Source organism: Methylococcus mesophilus, assembly GCF_026247885.1.
Lineage (GTDB): Bacteria > Pseudomonadota > Gammaproteobacteria > Methylococcales > Methylococcaceae > Methylococcus > Methylococcus mesophilus.
In genome coordinates, this window is sequence record NZ_CP110921.1 from 3518506 (window position 1) to 3535759 (window position 17254).

Here is a 17254-nt window from a genome sequence, read left to right on the forward strand (position 1 = left end):
CCGCGATGGACGCGTCGGCAGGTTTCTGGGGCTTGTTCTTCAGCGCCTTCGTCTCGGCCACCCTCGCGCCGGGAGGATCAGAAGCGGTGCTGGCATATCTGGTGCACACGGGCTATGCGCTGCCGACCGACCTCGTGGCGGTGGCCAGCGTAGGCAATACCCTGGGGGCGATGACGACCTGGGCGATGGGCTGGCTATGGGCGCGCCGCCGCCCGCTGGAGGTCGAGGCGATCGAGAATCCGCGCCAGCGCCGCGCGGTCGCATCGCTCAAGCGCTGGGGCAGCGGCCTGCTGCTGATTTCCTGGATACCGGTGCTCGGCGACGGTTTTTGCTTCGCCGCCGGCTGGCTGCGGCTGTCGCTGGTCCTGTCCGTGGTCTACATCGCCATCGGCAAGGCCATGCGCTATGCCGTGGTGGCGTGGCTGGCGGGCTGAGTTACCGCCGGTATGGCGGCGAGTAGGGACGGCTGCTCGAGACCTTGAGCGGCCGCGACAGCGACAGAATCTCGTCGGCGATCGTCGCGTAGAGTTCCCGCGTCCATTCCGGCTGTCCGGCGGCGGTCTGCTCCAGAGGCCAGGCCCTGGGATCGTGCGGCGCGATCACCACCTTCATGTTTTCCTTGCCGACGTGCGCCGCCAGAACGAACAGTTCCTCGATGGCCTCGTCGCCCATGGCCAGGCATCCCGCCGACACCGCCCGGCCATGGATGAAGATGTCAGAACCCGGATTGGTGCGGCCTTCGAGCTCGGCGTAATACAGGTCGAAGTCGTTCGGGTAGTCGAGTTTCATCGACAGGTGATAATTGCTGTTCGGATTCAGCCCCACGATCCGGTAGACGCCCTCCGGCACCTGCTTGTCGCCCTGGCGCAGCTTAGGCCCCGCCGAGCCGCTGGCGGCCCGGATGTCGTAATGGCGGATCAAACGGTATTCGCGGTCGTCGCGCGCCCACAGTTCGAGCTTCTTTTCCTGCTTCAGGCCGACCAGCACCACTTCGCGCGGTGGATAGGCCACGCCGGCCTGTTCGAAATAGGGCTTCAGCTTCTGGACCGAATAAGGGCCGAAATCGTGCAGTACGTCCGATACCGTGCGCTGGTCGGTGCCGCTGAAGAGAGGTGGCATGTAGGCGGGACGACGGAATGCGGGTTTCGGAAGATAGGTGCGCTCGGGCGCCGCGGCCGCGAGGCTCTGCTGTCGTGCCTGTTTGTTCGAGCCGGCACAGGCCGTCAGCAGCAGGGCGACCACGGGAAGCAGATAAGCGGCTTTCGGTAGCATGATCGTTACCTTCGATGGTGAATTCCGTTGCAAGATTATGCCGGCAGCGGCGGAGCATGGCCAGAGGTGCTGGTTTTCCTTAAAAAAGGGTCACCAGCTGGAATATCATTGAGGTGGCGGATGGGTAGCTTCCGTATGCACCATTGGGGATCCCCGGGTTGGGTACATAGGAAAACGTGGGCTGGAAAAAAACGTCGCCTATGACGTGGGCTTGGTAATAGAACTGGGTCAGGATTTCCGTTGAATGCGACCGAGGCGGGTTATTCAGCCAGGAAACGCCGATGCCCAGGCCTAGAGAGTCTTTATTACGGCCAGGAATCAGGCCGAAACCGGATACCCCGCCACCCACGAATTCGTTGACAATCATGGTATGTGAATTGTTGATGCCGTATTGAAGATACCCTACAAGCACGCCCTTGCCGTGGGTGGTCTCAAGGTTCCACAGGCGGCTGGATGCCGTTGTGTAAATGCCTTGCGCGCCACTTTCCAGGTCGTCGCCCGTACCCAAGGTTCCGCTCTGCCCCCAGCCGCCGACCGCTACCTTGCCAGGGTAGTCTCCAACCCACGAAAACCCGGCTTCGCCGATATTTAAATAATAACTGTTAAAGGTGGGCCAGGCGTGAGTCCCCGTCTGCCGGCCCCTGGCCAAGGATCCATCGTAGACGCCATAGGAGGCATAGACGGACTGGGTTGGCGCGGCCGTAACGGTCAGGCCCCAGGCCGAGTTGTAGTACCCCGGCATGACGCCGAGGATGGACGGATTCACATAAATGGGGGTAAATAAAAGGCCGGTCACGGCGGCGACATAGGGCTTTTCGTCGGGTACCGGCAAGCGGCGGCTGACATTATTGAAATCGAAAGTCGGAATGCTCTTGCCCACACGCACGATCAGCTTGTCATCCAGCAAAGACTGACGCCACCAAAACTGATAAAGCTCGCTTCGATTCAGCGGTTCCGTTTCGGTCAAACCGTTGTAGCCGGTCAGAACCCCGGCCCGTCCGTTGCTGTCCTGACCATTGAATTGCAGGAAGGTCGCGGCGAATGAGGCGCCGGGAATGCCGCCCAGGCGGGTCAGGTCGAGCTGCAGATCGACGATGCCCATGCTGTTGAACGATGCGCTGCCCGCCAGCCGGCCCGACATCTGAATGTCGGCGTTGCCTATCCACAGCCCCCCCAGACGCACACCCGTATCTTCCGTCAGGCCCAGCGTCCGGCCCAGCCAGCCGGTGCCGGTCAATACGTTGACGGCGCCGGGGTTGCCCGCGATACCAGCCTGCTTGCTGCTATAGCCGCTTTCGTTGAGAGGCGTTGCCGGTTTATTTGATGCGGCCGCTGCCTTTTCCGGATATTTTGATTTTTCCTCGGAAGCAGGATTAGTGGCGGGTTTGTCACCCGACTGCAAATGGGGTGCCGGTGGTGCTGGAGCTGGAGCTTGCTGCTCGGCATTCGCCTGCATGTCGGACAGACCGAAGGCGAGTAAAACAGCAATTGCAGACCACGAATGCTGTTGTTTATTGTTGTTTTGACCGCCCATAATCGATGTCATAGTAATTCGGTCAGGAATTTCCTTTGCGGAAACCTTATATCGATGACTCCGGAATTCCGCGCAATGAGCCGAATCGCGCCCATTGCGCGGGTTCGCTGCCTAGCCCGACACCACTCGCCGCGCCGCTTTGTTGCACTGAGCGATCACATTGGGCAGGTCCAGAGTCGTGACATGGCCTTGTTTGACAATGTAACGGCCGTTGATCACCGTGTAGTCGGCGGTTACCGGTGCGCAGAAGACGATCGAAGCCACGGGATCGATCATGCTGCCTCCGGCGAAGTCTACGCGATTGAGATTTACGGCGAAGAAGTCGGCGCATTTGCCCGGTTCGAGAGAACCGATATCGTTCCGTCCCAATACGGCCGCGCCGCCCAGGGTTGCGATCTCCAGCGCTTCCCGCGCGCTCAGCCATTGCTTCTTGTCGGTCGGAGGGCCGCCGGGCGTGTTCGCCAGGTTGAGCCGCGCCAACAGCATCGCCTGACGAGCCTCGGCCAGCAAATGCGATCCGTCGTTGCTGGACGATCCGTCGACGCCGAGGCCTACGTTGACACCCGCTTGACGGTATTTCCACACCGGGGCGATGCCCGAGGCGAGCCGCATGTTCGAACAGGGGCAATGGGCGACGCCGCAACCCGTCTTGGCAAACATCGAAATTTCGGCGTCGTTGATGTGTACCGAGTGCGCAAACCAGACGTCTTTGCCGACCCAACCGAATTTTTCCATCAGGCCAGCGGGGCGCACGCCGTATTTATCGAGCGTGAATTTCTCCTCGTTGGGCGATTCGGCGAGATGGGTATGCAGGCTCACTTTATATGTGCGCGCCATCTTGGCAGATTCGACCATGAGGTCGTCGGTCACCGAGAACGGTGAGCACGGTGCCAGCACGATACGGGTCATCGCCCCTGGCTTGTCGTCATGGTAGGTCTCGATGACCCGCTGAGAGTCTTTCAGAATTGCGCTTTCTTCTTCGACGCAACTATCCGGCGGCAGGCCGCCTTTGGACGCGCCAAGCGACATGCTGCCGCGCGAGGCGTGGAAGCGCATGCCGAAGTCGGCGGCGGTGTGGATGGCGTCGTCGATCTTGCACCCGTTCGGAAAAACATATTGATGATCGAAAGCGGTCGTGCAGCCGGACAGGGCGAGTTCCGCCAGGCCGACCTGAATTGCCAGCTTGACGTCATCGGGCTGCATGCGCGCCCACATGGGATAGAGCACCTTGAGCCAGTTCCACACATTGCCGTCCTGTGCGGCCGGGACGACCCGAGTCAGATGCTGATACAGGTGATGATGGGTATTGACCAGCCCCGGAAGAAGGATGTGATCCTTGAGGTCCAGTACTTCCTCGGCGGTTTTCGGCAGACTGCTGGTCGGACCGACCTGCTTGATGATGCCATCCTCGATGTACAGGCCGCCGTCTGCAATCTCCCGGCGGCCGCTGTCCATCGTAACCATAACGGTCGCGTTTTTTACGAGCATCGTTTTCGGAGCTTTACGGTCCGAACCGGCGGCTTTTTTGGATTTTGGCGCGCCCAGGGTGCCTTCGCTCTCGACACTGAGCGCCAGTCCTGCCGCGACGGCGGAACCGGCGGTCAAGAATTCCCGCCGGGTAAACCCTTGGTGGCCTGGGTCGCCGGCAAACTTTCCCTCATCGTTAAGCTCAAACTTTTTCATCGACATCTCCCTTCTTCTTTTGTGTGCGATCGAACAGAAGGTTCCCGGATGCGTTGATAAAGCCCGAACAGCCTTTTCGACTCCGGGCGAGTAGTATGCCGGAAAAATATTTAGGTTCAGACCGGAAGTTCGCCGGTCCGAGTTTGGATTGGCAAAGGTTCGGTTCTCTCGCCGGTATTGATTCCCACCGGGGCAGGGGCGGGATGTTCCCCCCGCGAAATCCGCTACAGGCTGGTCGTGGCTGAAAAAGTGCGCGTACCTGTCTTCGGCGATCGCCGCTGTCGCCGAGTTCCAACACCGTGGCCAGCCCGCGTCGCCAGGTCCGGCGCTCCCTACCGTCCACGCCCCGCCCGATTCTTGGCGAAACCGGCCAGCACAACCCAGCCGGCCCCGCTCTTCTCGACGGTCCCATTCGCCGCAAGGGGCGGATTTTCGAAGTTCGCGGTCTCGTCTTTGCGTGGGATGCCATCGCCCATAGGCTTCTTTGATTGGGGGGCAATCGGGGCTGTTTCCGGGCATACGACTTGCCTGGATCAGGCGTAAACTTTCGTCGCATATCTTTCCAGGGACTTATCCGCCATGGCCAGTTTTTCCACGAGACATCCTTTGGTTCGCTTCTTATCTCTGGCGGCGTTGCTCGCCACCTCCCTTGCCTGGGCAGACGACCGCGACAAGGCCAACGACCTCCTGCGCGACGCCACCATCACCTTCAACGAATTCGTGGCCGACCCCAACATGGGCTGGTTCCGCGACAACGTAAAGGACGCCAGGGCCCTGGTGATCGCGCCTCAGGTGCTGAAACTGGGTTTCATTTTCGGCGGCTCCGGCGGCAACGCCGTGGTGCTGGTCAAGGACAAGCAGACCGGCGAATGGGGATACCCGGCGTTCTATACGGCCGGTGCCGTGACCGCGGGTCTGCAGATCGGCGGCGAGCTGACCGACGTCATCATGATGGTGATGACGGAAGGCGGCATGAATGCGTTGCTCAGCTCCAAGTTCCAGCTCGGGGCGGACGCCAGCATCGCCGCGGGGCCGGTGGGCACGGGCAGCCAGGTCGCGACCGTGGACATCCTCCAGTTCAGCCGGGCCAAGGGGATTTACGGCGGGCTGACGCTGGAAGGGGCGGTGATCACCCCACGGGAGGACCTCAATTCCGCCTTTTACGGCCGGATCGTGGACCCGGTGGACATACTCATCCGCCACAGCGTGACCAATCCCCTGGCGGACCGCCTGAGAGCGGCGGTCGCCAAGGCGACGCTTTCCAGACCCGTCCTCCATTGAACCCGCCAGGAGCCTCACGTCATGACGAATCCCTTGTTCCAGCCGTTCCGACTCGGTCCGCACGCCTTGAAAAACCGCATGGTGATGGCGCCGCTCACCCGCTCGCGTGCCGGGCAGCCCGGCAACGTACCCACGGTGCTGAATGCCGAATACTACCGGCAACGTGCCGGCGCCGGGCTGATCATCTCCGAAGCCACCCAGGTTTCCCGCCAGGGCCAGGGTTATGCCTGGACGCCGGGCATCCATTCCGCCGAACAGGTGGAAGGCTGGCGGCTTGTCGCCGATGCCGTCCATGGCGCTGGCGGCCTGATGTTCATGCAGCTCTGGCATGTCGGCCGCGTCTCCCATCCGGCCTTGCAGCCGGGCGGCGCGCTGCCGGTGGCGCCGTCCGCGATCGCGCCGACCGGCATGGCCTTCATTGCCAACGCCGAAGGCCAGGGCGAGCTGGTGCCTTTCGTCACCCCGCGCGCTTTGGAACTCGACGAGATGCCCGGCATCGTCGGACAGTATTGCGACGGCGCCCGCAATGCCATGGCCGCCGGCATGGACGGCGTCGAAGTCCACGCCGCCAACGGCTACCTGCTCGATCAATTCCTGAATTCCAGCTCGAACCGGCGGGAGGACGCCTATGGCGGCTCCCCGGAAAACCGGGCGCGCCTCCTGACGGACGTGGTGGAATCGGTATGCAACGTCTGGGGTTCGGACCGGGTCGGCGTGCGGCTGTCGCCGCTGGGCACGTTCAACGACATGGGCGATGCCGATCCGGAAGCGACGTTCGGCTACGTCGCCGAACGCCTGAACGATTTCGGACTCGCCTATCTGCACGTGGTGGAGCCTGCCATGGCCGGAAACATACCCGCCGCAACGCCGGACCCGCGAGGCGAGGCCATCATGGCGACGATCCGGAAGGTCTTCCGCGGGCCGCTGATCGTCTGCGGCGGCTACGACCAGGCCAAGGCCGTCGCCTGTCTCGAGGCCGGCCGGGCCGACCTCGTCGCCTTCGGGCGACTCTTCATCGCCAACCCCGACCTGCCCGAGCGCTTCAGGCGGGGCGCTCCTGTGAACGGCTGGAACGAGGCCACCTTCTACGGTGGCGGCGCGGAAGGCTACACCGATTACCCGGCGTTGGCGGAAGCCTGACGGCTGCCGCCGGGATCGATCAAATGCCCGAGGCGGCGCGTTCCCGCCTTCTTCCCAGTTCGCCCGCACAGGTGTGGGCAACGGGGGGCTGGGCCACGATGCGCGCCAGCTGCTCATGGTTCATCCCAACAGAGCCAAGGAGTAGGAGCGGCTCCGCCGCGAAAGCTATGTCGGTTCATCCCCACGGGCGTGGGGAACGGGCAATGTCAGAGCCCGTGCCAACCTCGCACGCAAGAAGCCATGCCGTTCCAGCAGTACTGCGTCGACTGCTGCCACATCCAGACAATGGTAAGGCAGCAAATGATACGGAGCGTCCGGCTCGCCCTCTTTGCGCGCCTTGCCCCAGTAACGGAAATAAGCGTGTTCGTTCCGGTCCGCCATGGTCTGCTCCTCGGGCTGTTTCTTGAATATGCCGAACGATCCCTGTTCAGGATTATCACGTTACCAGCGCCAGTGGCACGTCTGTCCAATGCTATGCGCGCCACTGCCTCACCAGATTAGTCTGTGGTTTGAGGAATCGGAAAATTTTCGTCGCGGCAACTACCGCGACCCGATTGGCGGTGAGGCGGCTTTCGGGGCGTGCCATGCGGTCGGGTTGTCGCCGCAGGGAAGACCGGTCGTGAACGATTTCAGCGACCGGGTGGTGAATGCGCCGTTACCGGATGCCGGCTCGGTGGCGGGAGGTCGGGCGGATCGTCCAGCCTTGAATGCGTTACGGTCCCCGCTGCAGCGGAGAGATGCGTCAAGAGCGCAGGCTTAACACGATGCCGGCGATCGGGAGCCCCATGATCGCGGCGGAAACTTCCCAAGGGGCGTCATAAAAAGCGGCGACCAGGGCGCCGCCGATGGCGAGTATGGAGACGGCGATCCCCGCCATCTGGCCGAACTGGCCCATGCGGTAATATTCGGTCAATTTTCTCTGTTCCAGGTCCTGGGCAGCCTGGCGCAGGGCGATTTCCGCTTCGCGGGTCTTGTGTTCCAGTTCCCTGCGGTGCCTGAGGTCCTCTTCCGCCATGCGGACGATGCGTTCGGCCGCACCGGGAAGAATACGTTCGTAATGCTCCAGCATTTGCGGCGGCGGAACGGGGTGGTCTTCGGGAGGGATCGGATTCGCGGTGCTCAACACAACAGGGCCTCTTGGTAATCTCAAAACTGACGGCGCTTGGAGGTTCGGGTTACCGATCGGCAGTGTGGAACGGGTGTGGGACTGCGATGGTGGAAACATCCGGCGTCGTGAATCCGGCAGGACTGGGGGCGACGGCTAGTCACGCCAGCGCGGATAAGGCTGAATCGCGTGGTATTGTTGTTTGTCTGAAAGGTGGCAGGTCTGGTCAGTCCGGCCTAGACCCTGCAGGAACTCCGCCGAGTGCGAGGGATGATATCGCCGGAACTTGAAGATGGCGGCCGGACTTGCCAGACCGCGCACAAAGCCTTTCCAGAAAACCCGCATCGTGACCATTCATCTATCCCGTTTCTGCGCCGGTTTCCAGCCAATTGTTTAACCGGCATCGATTTATGGCGTTATCATCGCTTGAGCGGCATTGCCAGATCAACAGCCTGCCGCAAGACGCCTGCGTTATCGGTCGAGCAGATAACCGGAGACCGTGGCGTCGACGGAAACCGTCCCGCCGTCGTCCATGCCGCGGCTGACTGAAAATCGCATCGGAAGTCCGTCGGGATCGGCGTATACCCGCATCGGTTGGGCCGCCGCATAGACATCGATCCCGGCCCCGCTGTACTGCGGGGACAAGACCAGATAATGCCAGGCGGTCTCTTCCCGCCGGACGGTCGTCCGCAAGGACGCGAAATATCTCTGCCCGGAAGGCCCCTGCATCAACGCGGAGACATGCTCGATGACCAGCCGGTGCCGCGCTGGTACGGCAATCTCCGCATAGCCTTCCTTTTCCTCGTTGCCGATCGTGAACCGTACGGTTTGTTGAAACGGCTGACTGTCCTCGCGCCGCTCGAAGGTTCGAGGCAACGGCAGCGGCAGCGGGAGCCGGTCGGTGACGGCGGGGACGGCGGGGACGAGCGAGGGCGCGGGCGACGACTCGGGTTGTTGGGCGGGGGCAGCCGAAGTTCCGGCAACAACGCCCAGAACGATGGCGATGGCGTGTAAACGCTTCGTAGTTTGAGCATTGGAGTTCAACGGGGATCTCGCATTCGGTCGGGGTTAAGGTGGAGGCAGGACTTCTCAAGTCAGGCTGCATCATAGGGAAAATTGCGAGGCATCTCGACACACTCGCATCAGTGCGGCTGTGCTTCCGCCTGTCCGGTCCCTCGGAAAGGCGTGTCACCGATGGCGTTGGTTGATCGAGGTATCGTCGGTTTCATCCCCACGGGCGTGGGGAGCGGTTCATGGCGATGGGCTTGAGGAGCAGGGCGCTCGTGCGGGGTTCCGGTAGAACAGGTTGTAGGCTTCGAACGGGATCATCCGGCCGTCGGGCTGGACGATGTGCACGCAGGATTTCTTCAGGGCGCGCAGGTCCAGGTTGGCGGCATCCATGAACTGGACGACGAGCACGCGGAAGACGTTGCGGTAGTCCAGCGCCGCCGGCGCTTCGATGAGCGGCAGGCAGCACAGCAGTTCGGACAGGCAGCGGGCCCGCTGTTCCGGGCCGTGGGCGGTGGAGAACAGTTGCACCAGGGTGTCCCTGAGCCGCGGATCGCGCTCGAAGGCGATGGTGTTGGCAGCGCCGCCGACCAGGAGTTCCCGGTCCAGGTAGCGGGTGAGCGGCAGGGTTTGGCCGTCCAGCTTGAGGGCGTAGGCCATCGCCAAAGTGTCCGGATTGCAGGGGACGGGGACCACGTCTTCCAATGCGAACAGCCCCGATTGCTCGGCGATGGCCCGGCGGATTTCGCTCACCGTGAGGCGGTGGCGGGCGGCGTCGAAGCCCTCGTTGCGCCCGGCGTCTTCGATCGGTTGGAAGGTGATGCCGCGCACGCAGGGCTGGGCCAGGGCGTGGCGGATCAGTGCGCCGATCTCGCCGTCGTTCAGGCCCTTGCGCAAGGTGGCGACCAGGCTGGTGGAGACGCCAGCGGCGTTCAGCTGCTCGAGCGCCTGCTGGTGAATCCGCGCCAGATCGGCGCCGCGCAACTGGCGCAGCACCGCGTCGTCCAGGGAGTCGAACTGGAGGTAGACCTCCAGTCCCGGGCCGAACTCTGCCAGCCGCCGGGCGAAATCCGGATCGCGCGCCAGGGCGATGCCGTTGGTGTTGACCATCAGATGGCGGATCGGGCGCTGGCGCGCCGCCGCGAGGATGTCGAAGAACTGCGGATGCAAAGTCGGCTCGCCGCCGGAAATCTGCACCACGTCCGGCTCGCCCTCGGCCTCCACTATCGTATCGAGCATGCGGCCGATTTCGTCCAGGCTGCGGTAGCCGGGGGTGTCCGGGCCCGAGCCGGCATAGCAGACCGGGCAGCGCAGATTGCAGTGCTCGGTGACCTCCAGCACGGTGACGCAGGAATGCTGCATGTGGTCCGGGCACAGCCCGCAGTCCCAGGGGCAGCCGCGCGCCATCGGCGTGGCGAAGCGCCGCGTCAGCTCCGGCGGCTTGATCCATTGCTCGCGGCACAGGCGGTAGTAGTCGGCATCATCCGCCATCAAGGTTCGCTCGAAGCCGTGCTCCGGGCACCACTTTTCCATGAACACCCGCCCGTCCTTGATGAGGATTTTCGCCTCCACCCGCGTGAGGCAGGCCGAGCAGACCGAGGCCGTGGTGTCGTAGAACAGATACGGGCGGGTTTTGCGGCTCATGCCAGGCGCCTCCATTGGCGCAGCGCCAGGGGCGCGTAGACCGCGAGCGCCAGCAGGCAGACCCACTGGATGCCCGAGAGCCCCAGCGGATAGGGGTAGGGCACGGGCTTCAAACGGTCGACACCCAGCCGCCACAGCAGGTAGGCGCTCAGCATCAGCTTGAACAGCAGGCCCGGCTCGGCGGCGCAGCGGCCTTGCTGCCCGCGTAATGCGGCCCAGAGCAGGGCGGCGAACAGGATTTCGTAGAGCTGGGTCGGATGGCGGGCGATGCCGTCGCCGAAGTCGATGCCCCAGGGGAGCTGGGTAGGGAGGCCGTAGGTGTCATCGTAAAGGCCCGCCAGAAAACAGCCGACCCGGCCGATCATGAGCCCCAGCAGGATCGGAAACACGAAGAAATCGCCGGTGGACTGCCGCATGCCGGCCAGCGTCTTGGCGGTTTCCACTCCGACCAGCCCGCCCAGGAGGCCGCCGACTATGGACTGGCCGCCGTAAAAAAAGCCGGCAATGCCGCCGTGCGCCGCCCAAAGCTGGGGCATGTCCAGCCAGAACACCGCCTTGTTGCCGATCGCCGCACCCAGCAGGCAGCCCACGAGGACTGCGTAACCGGGGTTGGACAGGGCGGAGGCCAGGCCGGATTTGCTGCGGAGGAAAAAGTAATAGCGTGCGCCGAGCGCCATGCCCAGCGCCTCCAGAGTGGCGTGGATGCCGTGCGCCAGGGCGGCGTCCCGGATCATGGGGCTCTGTCGGGGGGCGGACTTAAGGAGCGTTTGAGCTTCCAGGCAAACCAGCCGAACAGTGCCATCAGCGCGAAGCCCGCCAAGGCCAGCGGAAGAACTTCCCAAGACAGGCTGTCGCCGTTCGGATAGCCGACCGCTGCCAGCCCGAGAACGCCGCAGGCGCCCCAGCCGAATGCGATCGCCGCACAAAACAGCAGGAGCAGGATTTTGACCAACTTGACGAGGAGATTCATGGGGAGATGCGGCGGGCCGGTTTCGGGGTGGACGTCTTGCGAGCCTTCTGCAATAGGGCCGGGATAGATCTTCCGGCTGTGCCGGATCTCTCCGGCTAATCGTCAAAAATACATCACGGAGATCGGCGCATGCGCATTGACGCCGCCATCGGCGCCGAGCCGGAGCAATGATAAGCCGCGGCTTCGCCTGGCCGCACCTTATTTCTTTGCGAGCGGTAGGCACCGTACCGTCCGGCGGAAATGGAAATTTTCCTGGGAGTGCACGATGGTCGTCATGGGCAGTTGCGGTGCGTTGTCTTACCGGCAAGTTCGGAGGATCATAAGGTTTGATATGTTGGCGGAAGCACGAAACAGTACCGGAGTTGATGAAAACTTGACGTACGTCAAGGCGGGGTGGGGCCGCGATCCCGTACGATGTGTCCCAAGGTTGTCACGGAAGTGGCGAACTGATGTTACAGCCGATGTTTTCCTCAAGTTTTATCCTCTGGGATGGTGTTTCCGGGCTCGTCTTCGGGCCCGGTTTTTTTTGCACTCCGCCCGCCGCGCCTGTCCGAAAACGATCCAATTCGCTGCTTCTGGTGCACAAAAGTGGCGCAGTGGCTTCAATTGTTGCCTCGTTGGTTTTGTGATCTAATACAAAAATCGCTTTGTTTTTCGTGGGTTCAGGGTTTTCCTGGGACGCGTAGCTGCGCCCCGCCGGGCGGTTCGCGGGGGATGTTTTTTCCGCGCGTGAATACGTAATCCCTCCAGAATAAACACCCTGCACAGTTTCCACGGCTTCCCCTCGGTGTCTCAACGGATCGTCGACAGGCATGCGAGGGGTTGGCGCGGCCGATTTTTGTCTGGAAAGTGGGCTTCACTATGGTAATCAAACTGAAGAAAGGCTTAGACCTGCCCATAACGGGAGCGCCCGAACAGGTGATCCATGCCGACGGCGGAGCCGTGAAATCCGTGGCCCTGGTCGGGCCGGATTTCATCGGTCTCAAGCCGACGATGCAGGTCTCCGAGGGTGATCGCGTCAAACTGGGAAGTGTGCTCTTCACCGACAAGCAGAATCCGGGGGTGAATTTCACGTCCCCCGGTGCCGGCGTGGTGAAGGCGATCAACCGCGGCGAGCGGCGGGTACTGCAGTCGGTGGTGATCGAGCTGGACGGCAAGGACGAGGTGACTTTCGCCTCTTATAAGGCCGCCGAGCTGGCCGGCTTGAGCGATGCTCAGGTACGGGAGAATCTGCTGGCCTCCGGCCTGTGGACCTTTCTGCGGACCCGTCCGTATAGCAAGGTGCCGAACCCGGAAACCAAGCCGCATTCGATCTTCGTGACGGCGATCGACACCAATCCGCTGGCCGCCCGGCCCGACGTGGTGATCCAGGAGCGGGCCGAGGATTTCAAGAATGGCCTCACTGTCATCTCCAAGCTGACCGAGGGCAAGGTTTACCTTTGCAAGGCGTCGTCCCAGGCCGTTCCCTCGGTCGATGGCGGCAAGGTCGTGGTCGCGGACTTCGACGGTCCGCATCCCGCCGGTCTGGCCGGCACCCATATCCATCATCTCGATCCGGTCGGACCGTCCAAGTGCGTTTGGCATCTGGATTACCAGTCCGTGATCGCGATCGGCGCGCTGTTCACCACCGGCCGGATCAGCACCGAGCGGGTCGTGTCTCTGGCCGGTCCCGGCGTGGCCCGGCCGCGTCTGGTGCGCACCCGGGTCGGCGCTTGTCTGTGCGATCTGACCGCTGGCCAGACCGCGGCCGACAAGGAGGTGCGGGTGATTTCCGGCTCCGTCCTTTACGGCCGCGAGGCGAACGACTGGGGCTGCTACCTGGGGCGTTATCACAACCAAGTCAGCGTGGTCGAGGAAGGCCGGGCCCGTGAGCTCATGGGCTGGATACTGCCCAGCGCGTCGAAGTATTCCTTCCTCAACGTGACCTTGGCGAGCCTGCCGAAGGAGCGCGGCCGCAAGTTCCCGTTCACGACTTCCACCAACGGCAGCCCGCGCGCGGTCGTGCCGGTCGGCGTGTACGAGGACGTGATGCCGCTGGACATCCTGCCGACCCAGTTGGTGCGTTCCCTCCTGGTGGGCGACACCGACATGGCTCAGGCGCTGGGCTGTCTGGAGCTGGACGAAGAAGACCTGGCGCTGTGCACCTTCGTCGATCCGGGCAAGCACGATTTCGGTCCGGTTCTTCGCTCGAACCTCACCCAGATTGAGAAGGAAGGCTAAGTCTCATGTCAGCAAGGCAATTTCTCGACAAGCTGCACCCGCTCTTCGCCAAGGGCGGGCGTTTCGAAAAACTGTATCCCGTCTATGAGATGGTGGATACGTTCCTGTACACCCCGTCCGATGTGACCCACGGTGCAACGCATGTGCGCGACTCGGTCGACCTGAAACGGGTGATGACCTACGTCTGGATCGCGGTGCTGCCGTGCATGCTGATGGCGCTTTTCAATACCGGCTACCAGGCCAATCTCGCGATGACGTCTCTGGGGATGGAGTCGGCTCCGGGCTGGCGCGGCGCGATCATCAACCTGTTCGGACATAATCCGTGGAATCCGCTGTCGGACCTGGTGCACGGCGCGCTGTATTTCATCCCGATCTACGTCGTGACCCTCGTCGCAGGCGGCGTCTGGGAAGTATTGTTCGCGGTGGTGCGCAAGCATGACGTCAACGAGGGTTTCTTCGTGTCGTCGATCCTGTTTGCCCTGACCATGCCGCCGAACACGCCGTTATGGCAGGTCGCCATCGGCATTTCCTTCGGTGTGGTCATGGGTAAGGAAGTGTTCGGCGGGACCGGCAAGAACTTCCTCAACCCGGCGTTGACCGGCCGCGCGTTCCTGTACTTCGCCTATCCGGCTTCGATGTCGGGCGACATGGTGTGGACCGCGGTGGACGGTTTCAGCGGTGCCACGGCGCTGGGGTTGGGGGCGCTGGGCGGAGTCGATGCGATCCGCGAGGCGGGCATCGGCTGGTTCCAGACTTTCTTCGGCTTCGAGCGCGGCTCCATGGGCGAGACTTCGACCCTGGCCTGCCTCATCGGCGCGGCTTTCCTGGTCTACACCAGGATTGCCTCGTGGCGCATCATCGCCGGCGTTTTCGTCGGCATGGTGGCGACCTCTACGCTGTTCAACATCATCGGCAGCGATTCCAACGCCATGTTCGCGATGCCGTGGTATTGGCATCTGACGCTGGGCGGCTTCGCCTTCGGCATGAGCTTCATGGCGACCGACCCGGTCAGCGCGGCGCATACGAACACCGGCCGCTGGATCTTCGGCGCGCTGATCGGCTTCATGACGGTGCTGATTCGCGTGGTCAATCCCGCCTTCCCGGAAGGCATCATGCTGGCCATCCTCTTCTCCAACATCTTCGCTCCGCTCATCGATTACGCGGTCATCAAGGCGAACATCGCAAGAAGGATTAAACGTCATGCCTAACGCAGCAAATTCGACGAATGTGCAAGGCGGTGACAAGTTCGCCGCGCTGAAGGAAAAGGCCCGAGTCTACGCCGAGCGGGTGCTGGCGCTGCCAAACGACAGTTTCGAGAAGACCGTCGCCGTCGCGGTGGGGCTGTGTCTGGTTGGGGCCGTGCTGGTGTCCGGTTCCGCCGTGGCTCTCAAGCCGCTGCAGGAATCCAACAAATCCAGGGACGAGAAGGTCAACATCCTCGAGGTGGCTGGCCTGCTCCAGGACGGCACCAACATCGACGAGGCGTTCAAGAATATCGAACCCCGGCTCGTCGAGCTCGCCACGGGCGATTACAGCACGGCGCTGGACCCCAAGGCCTTCGATCAGCGCAAGGCTGCCAAGGAGCCGGCCCTGAGCGAGGCGATTCCGCCGGAGGACGACATTGCCAGCATCAAGCGCAAGCCCAAGTACGCCAAGGTCTATTTGGTGAAGGAGAACGGCCAGCTCAAGTCCGTGATCCTGCCAGTGAGCGGCTACGGCCTGTGGTCGACGATGTACGGTTTCATGGCGCTGGAGGCGGACGGTGAAACCGTGATCGGCCTCAATCTCTACGACCAGGCGGAAACGCCCGGACTGGGCGGCGAAGTGGTGAACCCGAAATGGAAAGCCTTGTGGAGGGGCAAGAAGGTTTACAACTATTCCAAGACCACGGTGCACGAAAGCAACCTGTCCGAGAAAGGGCAGACCATCGAAATCGGTGAAGTGGCGTTAGGGCTGGTCAAGGGCGGCGTCGACCCCAGCAAACCGGGTGCCGAGTACCAGGTGGACGCACTGGCCGGGGCAACCCTGACCAGCCGCGGCGTCAGCAACCTGATCCGCTACTGGATGGGCAAGGATGGCTTCGGACCGTATTTGGCGAAAGTTAGAGCTGGAAGAGGTTAATTCCCATGAACGAAGAATCGAAGAAAGTTCTCGTCGAACCCCTGGTCGACAATAATCCCATCACCCTGCAGGTGCTGGGGATATGTTCCGCCCTGGCCGTCACCTCGCAGCTGTCGACGGCGCTGATCATGAGTCTGGCGCTGACCTCGGTCACCGCCTGCTCCAGCGCGGGCATTGCCCTGATCCGCAACCACATTCCCAGCAGCGTGCGCATCATCGCTCAGATGGTAATCATCGCTTCGCTGGTGATCGTGGTGGATCAGCTGCTCAAGGCCTTCGCCTTCGAGGTCAGCAAGCAGCTGTCGGTGTTCGTCGGCCTCATCATCACCAACTGTATCGTGATGGGCCGCGCCGAGGCCTATGCCATGAAGAACCCGCCTTGGGAAAGCTTCCTGGACGGCATCGGCAACGGTTTGGGCTACAGCCTGATTCTGGTTACGGTCGCGGTGATCCGCGAACTGCTCGGTTCCGGCAAGCTGCTGGGTATCGACGTGCTGCCCCTGGTCAAGGACGGCGGCTGGTATGTGCCGAATGGCCTGCTGCTGCTGCCTCCGAGCGCGTTCTTCCTGATCGGCCTCCTGATCTGGGCGATCCGCTCCTGGAAGACCCAGCAGGTGGAAAAGGCCGATTTCGTGATCGCCACCGCACACGGGGAGGCACACTGATGGAAGCCTATATCAATCTGTTCATCAAGTCGGTCTTCATCGAGAACATGGCCCTGTCGTTCTTCCTGGGCATGTGTACCTTCATTGCGGTATCGAAGAAGATCGAAACGGCCGTGGGGCTGGGCATCGCCGTGGTGATCGTGCAGACCCTGACGGTCCCGGCCAACAACCTGATCTACACCTATCTGCTCAAGGAAGGTGCCTTGTCCTGGGCGGGAATGCGCGACGTCGACCTCAGCTTCATTGCCCTGATGGCCTGTATCGGCGTGATCGCCGCCATGGTCCAGATCCTGGAGATGGTGCTCGACAAGTTCTTCCCGGCCCTCTACAACGCCTTGGGCATCTTCCTGCCGCTCATCACGGTGAACTGTGCCATCCTGGCCGGCTCGCTGTTCATGATCGAACGCGACTACAACTTCTCGGAGAGCGTGGTCTACGGCGTGGGCAGCGGCTTCGGCTGGGCGCTCGCCATCACCGCAATGGCCGGCGTGCGCGAGAAGCTCAAGTACAGCGACGTACCGGCGGGCCTGCGCGGCCTCGGCATCACCTTCATTTCCGCGGGTCTGATGGCGCTGGGTTTCATGGCCTTCTCCGGCATACAGTTATAAGGA

The 17254-nt window shown here is 62.4% G+C and carries 18 protein-coding genes; 8 read left to right on the forward strand and 10 right to left on the reverse strand.

Annotation, left to right across the window (positions count from 1 at the left end):
* Window positions 1–5 precede the first annotated feature (5 nt).
* Window positions 6–434 (forward strand): YqaA family protein, encoded by a 429-nt coding sequence (locus OOT43_RS16645; RefSeq protein ID WP_266021771.1) that lies wholly within the window; start codon window positions 6–8, stop codon window positions 432–434.
* A gap of 1 nt (window position 435) precedes the next feature.
* Here the strand turns inward: OOT43_RS16645 and OOT43_RS16650 are convergent, their stop codons facing one another.
* The 3 genes from OOT43_RS16650 to OOT43_RS16660 all read right to left on the reverse strand — a co-directional run bounded on the left by OOT43_RS16650 (window position 436) and on the right by OOT43_RS16660 (window position 5008).
* Complete coding sequence (locus OOT43_RS16650) at window positions 436–1272, reverse strand: L,D-transpeptidase family protein (protein WP_266021773.1); 837 nt, start codon at window positions 1270–1272, stop codon at window positions 436–438.
* Between the two features lie 79 nt (window positions 1273–1351).
* The gene (locus tag OOT43_RS16655; protein WP_266021774.1) at window positions 1352–2818 is read right to left on the reverse strand and encodes a carbohydrate porin; all 1467 of its coding nucleotides are present in this window, start codon (window positions 2816–2818) and stop codon (window positions 1352–1354) included.
* A 99-nt stretch (window positions 2819–2917) separates the two neighbouring features.
* Window positions 2918–5008, reverse strand: coding sequence for an 8-oxoguanine deaminase (locus OOT43_RS16660; RefSeq protein WP_266021775.1), 2091 nt, complete (start codon window positions 5006–5008; stop codon window positions 2918–2920).
* 87 nt (window positions 5009–5095) lie between these two features.
* Here OOT43_RS16660 and OOT43_RS16665 point away from each other — a divergent pair, with 87 nt between their 5' ends.
* Window positions 5096–5770, forward strand: coding sequence for a lipid-binding SYLF domain-containing protein (locus OOT43_RS16665; RefSeq protein WP_266021777.1), 675 nt, complete (start codon window positions 5096–5098; stop codon window positions 5768–5770).
* A 21-nt stretch (window positions 5771–5791) separates the two neighbouring features.
* A complete protein-coding gene (locus tag OOT43_RS16670) occupies window positions 5792–6910 on the forward strand; it encodes an alkene reductase (protein ID WP_266021778.1) in 1119 nt (372 codons plus the stop codon).
* A gap of 165 nt (window positions 6911–7075) precedes the next feature.
* Here the strand turns inward: OOT43_RS16670 and OOT43_RS16675 are convergent, their stop codons facing one another.
* The 7 genes from OOT43_RS16675 to OOT43_RS16705 form a co-directional block, all read right to left on the reverse strand.
* The gene (locus OOT43_RS16675; protein WP_266021779.1) at window positions 7076–7291 is read right to left on the reverse strand and encodes an HD domain-containing protein; all 216 of its coding nucleotides are present in this window, start codon (window positions 7289–7291) and stop codon (window positions 7076–7078) included.
* Window positions 7292–7652: 361 nt separating this feature from the next.
* Entirely contained in the window at window positions 7653–8036 is a 384-nt protein-coding gene (locus OOT43_RS16680) for a DUF2335 domain-containing protein (RefSeq protein ID WP_266021780.1), read from the reverse strand.
* A 450-nt stretch (window positions 8037–8486) separates the two neighbouring features.
* The gene (locus OOT43_RS16685) at window positions 8487–9059 is read right to left on the reverse strand and encodes a hypothetical protein (RefSeq protein WP_266021782.1); all 573 of its coding nucleotides are present in this window, start codon (window positions 9057–9059) and stop codon (window positions 8487–8489) included.
* 207 nt (window positions 9060–9266) lie between these two features.
* Window positions 9267–10667, reverse strand: coding sequence for a radical SAM protein (locus OOT43_RS16690; protein ID WP_266021783.1), 1401 nt, complete (start codon window positions 10665–10667; stop codon window positions 9267–9269).
* Entirely contained in the window at window positions 10664–11401 is a 738-nt protein-coding gene (locus OOT43_RS16695; RefSeq protein ID WP_266021784.1) for a prolipoprotein diacylglyceryl transferase family protein, read from the reverse strand. Before OOT43_RS16695 ends, OOT43_RS16690 begins: the two co-directional genes overlap by 4 nt.
* Window positions 11398–11637, reverse strand: a complete 240-nt coding sequence (locus OOT43_RS16700; RefSeq protein WP_266021785.1) for a hypothetical protein — start codon at window positions 11635–11637, stop codon at window positions 11398–11400. The genes OOT43_RS16695 and OOT43_RS16700 overlap by 4 nt, the downstream gene beginning before the upstream one ends.
* A 430-nt stretch (window positions 11638–12067) precedes the next feature.
* Complete coding sequence (locus OOT43_RS16705; protein ID WP_266021786.1) at window positions 12068–12412, reverse strand: hypothetical protein; 345 nt, start codon at window positions 12410–12412, stop codon at window positions 12068–12070.
* 86 nt (window positions 12413–12498) lie between these two features.
* Here OOT43_RS16705 and OOT43_RS16710 point away from each other — a divergent pair, with 86 nt between their 5' ends.
* From OOT43_RS16710 to nqrE, 5 genes are read left to right on the forward strand one after another with little or no spacing between them, the layout of a single operon-like run.
* Entirely contained in the window at window positions 12499–13857 is a 1359-nt protein-coding gene (locus tag OOT43_RS16710) for a Na(+)-translocating NADH-quinone reductase subunit A (protein WP_266021787.1), read from the forward strand.
* 5 nt (window positions 13858–13862) lie between these two features.
* Window positions 13863–15065, forward strand: coding sequence for an NADH:ubiquinone reductase (Na(+)-transporting) subunit B (locus OOT43_RS16715; protein ID WP_266021788.1), 1203 nt, complete (start codon window positions 13863–13865; stop codon window positions 15063–15065).
* Entirely contained in the window at window positions 15058–15978 is a 921-nt protein-coding gene (locus OOT43_RS16720) for a Na(+)-translocating NADH-quinone reductase subunit C (RefSeq protein WP_266021789.1), read from the forward strand. The genes OOT43_RS16715 and OOT43_RS16720 overlap by 8 nt, the downstream gene beginning before the upstream one ends.
* A gap of 5 nt (window positions 15979–15983) precedes the next feature.
* Window positions 15984–16643 (forward strand): NADH:ubiquinone reductase (Na(+)-transporting) subunit D, encoded by a 660-nt coding sequence (locus OOT43_RS16725; protein WP_266021791.1) that lies wholly within the window; start codon window positions 15984–15986, stop codon window positions 16641–16643.
* The gene (nqrE, locus tag OOT43_RS16730) at window positions 16643–17251 is read left to right on the forward strand and encodes an NADH:ubiquinone reductase (Na(+)-transporting) subunit E (RefSeq protein WP_266021792.1); all 609 of its coding nucleotides are present in this window, start codon (window positions 16643–16645) and stop codon (window positions 17249–17251) included. The genes OOT43_RS16725 and nqrE overlap by 1 nt, the downstream gene beginning before the upstream one ends.
* Window positions 17252–17254 lie beyond the last annotated feature (3 nt).

What these genes read in the sequence shown, in the direction of transcription:
- OOT43_RS16645 (WP_266021771.1), top strand. Translation starts at nt 6, where the DNA reads ATGGACGCGTCGGCAGGTTTCTGGGGCTTGTTCTTCAGCGCCTTCGTC.
- OOT43_RS16650 (WP_266021773.1), bottom strand. Translation starts at nt 1,272, where the DNA reads ATGCTACCGAAAGCCGCTTATCTGCTTCCCGTGGTCGCCCTGCTGCTG.
- OOT43_RS16655 (WP_266021774.1), bottom strand. Translation starts at nt 2,818, where the DNA reads ATGACATCGATTATGGGCGGTCAAAACAACAATAAACAACAGCATTCG.
- OOT43_RS16660 (WP_266021775.1), bottom strand. Translation starts at nt 5,008, where the DNA reads ATGCCCGGAAACAGCCCCGATTGCCCCCCAATCAAAGAAGCCTATGGG.
- OOT43_RS16670 (WP_266021778.1), top strand. Translation starts at nt 5,792, where the DNA reads ATGACGAATCCCTTGTTCCAGCCGTTCCGACTCGGTCCGCACGCCTTG.
- OOT43_RS16675 (WP_266021779.1), bottom strand. Translation starts at nt 7,291, where the DNA reads ATGGCGGACCGGAACGAACACGCTTATTTCCGTTACTGGGGCAAGGCG.
- OOT43_RS16690 (WP_266021783.1), bottom strand. Translation starts at nt 10,667, where the DNA reads ATGAGCCGCAAAACCCGCCCGTATCTGTTCTACGACACCACGGCCTCG.
- OOT43_RS16695 (WP_266021784.1), bottom strand. Translation starts at nt 11,401, where the DNA reads ATGATCCGGGACGCCGCCCTGGCGCACGGCATCCACGCCACTCTGGAG.
- OOT43_RS16700 (WP_266021785.1), bottom strand. Translation starts at nt 11,637, where the DNA reads ATGAATCTCCTCGTCAAGTTGGTCAAAATCCTGCTCCTGCTGTTTTGT.
- OOT43_RS16710 (WP_266021787.1), top strand. Translation starts at nt 12,499, where the DNA reads ATGGTAATCAAACTGAAGAAAGGCTTAGACCTGCCCATAACGGGAGCG.
- OOT43_RS16715 (WP_266021788.1), top strand. Translation starts at nt 13,863, where the DNA reads ATGTCAGCAAGGCAATTTCTCGACAAGCTGCACCCGCTCTTCGCCAAG.
- OOT43_RS16720 (WP_266021789.1), top strand. Translation starts at nt 15,058, where the DNA reads ATGCCTAACGCAGCAAATTCGACGAATGTGCAAGGCGGTGACAAGTTC.
- OOT43_RS16725 (WP_266021791.1), top strand. Translation starts at nt 15,984, where the DNA reads ATGAACGAAGAATCGAAGAAAGTTCTCGTCGAACCCCTGGTCGACAAT.
- nqrE (WP_266021792.1), top strand. Translation starts at nt 16,643, where the DNA reads ATGGAAGCCTATATCAATCTGTTCATCAAGTCGGTCTTCATCGAGAAC.